This is a genomic window from Streptomyces sp. MnatMP-M17 (genome assembly GCF_900091995.1).
Lineage (GTDB): Bacteria > Actinomycetota > Actinomycetes > Streptomycetales > Streptomycetaceae > Streptomyces.
Genome location: NZ_FMDK01000609.1, coordinates 1 through 4,666 on the forward strand (window position 1 = coordinate 1; position 4,666 = coordinate 4,666).

General features: G+C 70.3%; 4 protein-coding genes and 1 pseudogene. 2 read left to right on the forward strand and 3 right to left on the reverse strand.

Features of this window, described 5'->3' with window-relative positions; translation table 11 throughout:
- From GA0115259_RS25860 to GA0115259_RS25870, 3 genes and pseudogenes are all read right to left on the reverse strand, one after another.
- Positions 1-303 (reverse strand): annotated as a pseudogene (locus GA0115259_RS25860) (phospho-sugar mutase); the annotation flags it as partial.
- Positions 304-477: 174 nt separating this feature from the next.
- Positions 478-1,308 (reverse strand): purine-nucleoside phosphorylase, encoded by an 831-nt coding sequence (locus GA0115259_RS25865; RefSeq protein WP_093601480.1) that lies wholly within the window; start codon positions 1,306-1,308, stop codon positions 478-480.
- A 184-nt stretch (positions 1,309-1,492) separates the two neighbouring features.
- Complete coding sequence (locus tag GA0115259_RS25870; protein WP_093601482.1) at positions 1,493-1,930, reverse strand: gamma-glutamylcyclotransferase family protein; 438 nt, start codon at positions 1,928-1,930, stop codon at positions 1,493-1,495.
- Positions 1,931-2,200: 270 nt separating this feature from the next.
- On the opposite strand from GA0115259_RS25870, the gene GA0115259_RS25875 reads away from it, so the two are divergent.
- Complete coding sequence (locus tag GA0115259_RS25875) at positions 2,201-3,640, forward strand: NAD(P)H-quinone dehydrogenase (RefSeq protein WP_093601484.1); 1,440 nt, start codon at positions 2,201-2,203, stop codon at positions 3,638-3,640.
- Between the two features lie 235 nt (positions 3,641-3,875).
- Positions 3,876-4,666, forward strand: a 791-nt coding sequence (locus GA0115259_RS25880; RefSeq protein ID WP_237540499.1) for a DeoR/GlpR family DNA-binding transcription regulator, incomplete at its 3' end; no start/stop codon positions are given.

Genomic DNA, 4,666 nt, shown 5'->3' on the forward strand with positions numbered 1-4,666 from the left:
GTCGGCCGACTTGGGGCGGGCGTCGTAGCCGATGACGACCAGTCCCTCGTCGGCGCCGCGGTTCCTCAGATACGCGGCGAGCCCGGCCGCGGCCCGGATGACCACGGCGCGGTTCATCCGCATGGGCCCGGCGCCCAGCTCGCCGCGCAGCCCGGCCGTGCCGAACTGCAACGTGCCGGCGAACCGCTCGCCGAGCGAGTCCAGATCGCCGGCCTCGATGACCGCGGCGAGTTCCTCGCGCGTCTGCGGGTCCGGGTCCTCGGCCAGCCAGGCCCTGGCCCGGCTGATGACGTCCTGCTCCATCGGGTCCTGCTGCTGCACGGTGGGGGGCTCCTTATGCGCCTAAGCCGGCGCCGCTCTCGCGGAGGTGGTTGCTGGCCGTCGGGGTTGCTCAATGGATGGTTGCCGCGGGGGTGGGCCGAGTACGGGCCGAGTATCGCGGCTCCGGCCTGTTGTCCTTCCCTGCCCGGACGCCGCTCAGACGCGTTCGAGCACCTGGGCCAGCAGCGCACCCATCTGCGTCGCCGAGTCGCGGCCGGCCTGGAGGACCTCCTCGTGGTTGAGAGGCTCGCCCGACAGGCCCGCGGCCAGATTGGTGACCAGCGAGATCCCGAGCACCTCGGCACCGGCCTCGCGGGCCGCGATGGCCTCCAGGACGGTGGACATGCCGACGAGGTCGCCGCCGATCGCCCGGACCATGTTGATCTCGGCCGGCGTCTCGTAGTGCGGTCCCGGGAACTGTACGTACACGCCCTCCTCCAGATCCGGGTCGATCTCCTTGCACAGCGCGCGCAGCCGCGGCGAGTACAGGTCCGTCAGATCCACGAAGTTCGGGCCGACGATCGGGGAGACGGCCGTCAGATTGATGTGATCGCTGATCAGTACGGGCTGGCCGGGCCGCATGCCCTCGCGCAGTCCGCCGCAGCCGTTGGTCAGGACGACGGTCTTGCAGCCTGCGGCGACGGCGGTACGCACTCCATGGGCCACGGCGGCGACGCCCAGACCCTCGTAGTAGTGCGTACGGCCGAGGAAGACCAGCGCGCGCTTGTCGGCGATCTTGTACGAGCGGATCGTGCCGCCGTGGCCCGCTACGACGGGCGGCGGGAACCCGGGCAGATCGGTCACGGGGAATTCCGCCTCGGGCGCGCCGAGCGCTTCGACGGCCGGTCCCCAGCCGGAGCCCATCACAAGGGCGACGTCATGGGTCTCGGCGCCGGTGAGCTCGCGCAGGCGCGCGGCGGCGGCGCCGGCGGCGGCCAGGGGATCGGCGGGTCCGTCGGCGTTGGCCGGGATAACAGATGCGTTCACGCGGATGAGGGTAGCCGGTCATTCCCTACGCGCGTAGATGAAGCGCACACGGTCTTGACATCGTTGTACTGCCGTTTCGGACAGACGGCATCGCCGCAGGAGTGCGAATGGGTGATCAGGTGCCTGATATGTGCCGTATGTCCATCGATTTCAGGCCGGGTGCGCGTCGCCTTCGCGCGGCGGCTCAGCAGGGACGCTTGCGCAGTTCCATCACATAGTCGTGAGGAGCGCCCGCGGATTCCGCCGCGTCCGCCAGCTCGCCCAGATAGCGGGCGGAGGGCAGGCCGCCCTCGTATCCGTTGAGCACGTACATCCAGGCCGGCTCCTCGCCGTCCAGGGTGTGCACGCGGATCCGCATCCGGCGGTATATGTCGAGCCCCACGCCCTCCCAGCGGTCCATGGAGTCCTCGTCCATCGGGGCGATGTCGTACAGCGCGACGAAGACCTGGGAGCGCGGCGCCTCCACGACCGTGACCAGCGCGCCCTCCCAGCCCATCTGCTCGCCGCCGAAGGTGAGCCGCCAGCCGTTGAGCCAGCCGGTGCCGCGCAACGGGGAGTGCGGGGCGCGGCGGGACATCAGCCGCGCGTCGAGGTTGCCGGCGTACGCGGCGTAGAGCGACATGAGGTTGAGGGTACGGGAGGTACGGGCGTGGCCGCCGATCCACCGGTCCGGCCCTGCGGGTTACCGGATGCCGGCCCTGCGGGTTACCGATGTTCCGGTCCCGCGGGTCACCGGAAGTCCGGGCCCGTGGGTTCCCGGATGGAGGCCCCGGGGCGAAGCAGCTTGAACCGTGCGGGACAATGGAGTACGACTGCATCCCCCGGGGGCTCCCCCGGAACCCCGGCCGGGGTGGCAGACGGGCCGGGTTGACAACGCGAGGCGGACTTTTTCGTGACCCGGATCGTGATCATCGGCGGCGGACCCGGCGGCTACGAGGCGGCCCTGGTGGGCGCCCAGCTCGGCGCCGAGGTGACCGTCGTCGACTGCGACGGCCTCGGCGGAGCGTCGGTGCTCACCGACTGCGTACCGTCGAAGACGCTCATCGCGACGGCCGAGGTGATGACCACCTTCGACTCCTCCTACGAGGAGCTCGGCATCATCGTCGCGGACGACACGCCTCCGCTGGAGGGGTCGGCCCGTGTCGTCGGCGTCGATCTCGGCAAGGTCAACCGACGGGTGAAGCGGCTTGCGCTCGCGCAGTCCCATGACATCACCGCCTCCGTCACCCGGGCCGGCGCGCGTGTCATGCGCGGCCGGGGCCGGCTGGACGGCCGGCAGGCCATGGACGGTTCGCGGCAGGTGATCGTGACCGCGGCCGACGGCAGCGAGGAGTCACTCACCGCCGACGCCGTGCTGATCGCCACCGGCGCCCATCCCCGGGAGATCCCGGACGCGCGGCCGGACGGCGAGCGCATCCTCAACTGGACGCAGGTCTACGACCTCGAAGAGCTGCCCGAGGAACTGATCGTGGTCGGCTCCGGTGTGACCGGAGCCGAGTTCGCCGGTGCCTACCAGGCGCTGGGCTCGCGCGTCACGCTGGTCTCCTCCCGCGACCGTGTGCTGCCCGGCGAGGACCCGGACGCCGCCGCCGTGCTGGAGGACGTCTTCCGGCGCCGCGGGATGAATGTGATGTCCCGCTCCCGGGCCGAGGCCGCCAAGCGTGTGGGCGACCGTGTCGAGGTCACTCTCTCCGACGGCCGGATCATCACCGGATCGCACTGTCTGATGGCGGTCGGCGCGATACCGAACACGGCGGGCATGGGCCTTGAGGAGGCCGGCGTCCTCCTCAAGGAGTCGGGCCACATCAAGACCGACCGGGTCTCCCGTACCTCCGCGCCGGGCGTCTACGCGGCCGGCGATGTCACCGGGATCTTCGCTCTCGCCTCGGTCGCGGCCATGCAGGGCCGGATCGCGATGTACCACTTCCTCGGCGACGCGGTGGCTCCGCTCAACCTCAAGACCGTCTCCTCGAACGTCTTCACCGACCCCGAGATCGCCACGGTCGGTTACAGCCAGGCGGACGTCGACAGCGGCAGGATCGACGCGCGGGTCGTCAAGCTGCCGCTACTGCGGAACGCGCGCGCGAAGATGCAGGGCGTCCGGGACGGTTTCGTCAAGATCTTCGCCCGTCCCGGTACGGGCATCGTGGTCGGCGGCGTGGTCGTCGCGCCGCGTGCCAGCGAGCTGATCCATCCCATCTCGCTCGCGGTGGACAACAGTCTGACCGTCGAGCAGATCGCGAACGCCTTCACCGTGTATCCGTCGCTGTCGGGCTCGATCGCCGAGGTGGCGCGGCAGTTGCATACGCGGAAGACGGCGGAGGAGAGCTGACGCGACGGGGGGTCCGGCGCGGTTCTGTCGCTGTTCTCGCGAGGCTCCGGCCGGGTTCTGGCAGGTTTTGTCGGTGTTTGTGTGTGGTGGGTGACCGTCTCGTCGCCGTATACCACTCCGTGCGCTCGTCTGTGTACAACTTCTGTTATTCGGCGCAAACTGCTGAAAGCAGACGGTCGTTGGGGTTACTGTCAGTTTCGTGTTCGCTGCAGAACGTCGTCAATTGATCCTCGAAATGGTGCGCGCCAACGGAGCCGTGTCGCTCCGTGAGCTCGCCCGCGTCGTCCAGACCTCCGAAGTGACCGTACGGCGGGACGTGCGGGCGCTTGAGGCAGAAGGACTCCTCGACCGCCGGCACGGCGGTGCGGTACTGCCGGGCGGATTCACGCGAGAATCCGGCTTTCCGCAAAAGTCCCATCTCGCGACGGCGGAGAAAACGGCCATCGCCGATCTCGCCGCGAGCTTCGTCGAAGAGGGCGAGGCCGTGGTCGTCGGCGCCGGTACGACCACGCAGGAGCTGGCCCGCCGGCTCGCGCGGATCCCCGGGCTGACCGTCGTCACCAACTCACTGCTGGTCGCCCAGGCGCTGGCCCATGCCAACCGGGTCGAGGTCGTCATGACCGGCGGCACGCTGCGCGGGTCGAACTACGCGCTGGTCGGCAGCGGGGCCGAGCAGTCCCTCCAGGGGCTCCGGGTCACCCGTGCGTTCCTCTCCGGGAGCGGGCTGACGGCGGAGCGCGGTCTCTCCACCTCCAACATGCTCTCGGCGAGCGTGGACCGGGCGCTGGTACAGGCGGCGGCGGAGGTGGTGGTGCTGGCCGACCACACCAAGCTCGGTACGGACACGATGTTCCAGACGGTGCCGACGGATCTGATCAGCCGGCTGGTGACGGACGAGCCGCCCGCGCAGGACGACCGTGCCGGTACGGAGCTTCAGGCCCTGGCGGACCAGGGGGTGCAGATCGCGGTGGCGGGCGGGGGCGCCGGGGGCGCCGGAGGCGCCGGTAGCGGTGCGGGTGGTGCCGG

What these genes read in the sequence shown, in the direction of transcription:
- GA0115259_RS25870 (WP_093601482.1), bottom strand. Translation starts at nt 1,930, where the DNA reads ATGTCGCTCTACGCCGCGTACGCCGGCAACCTCGACGCGCGGCTGATG.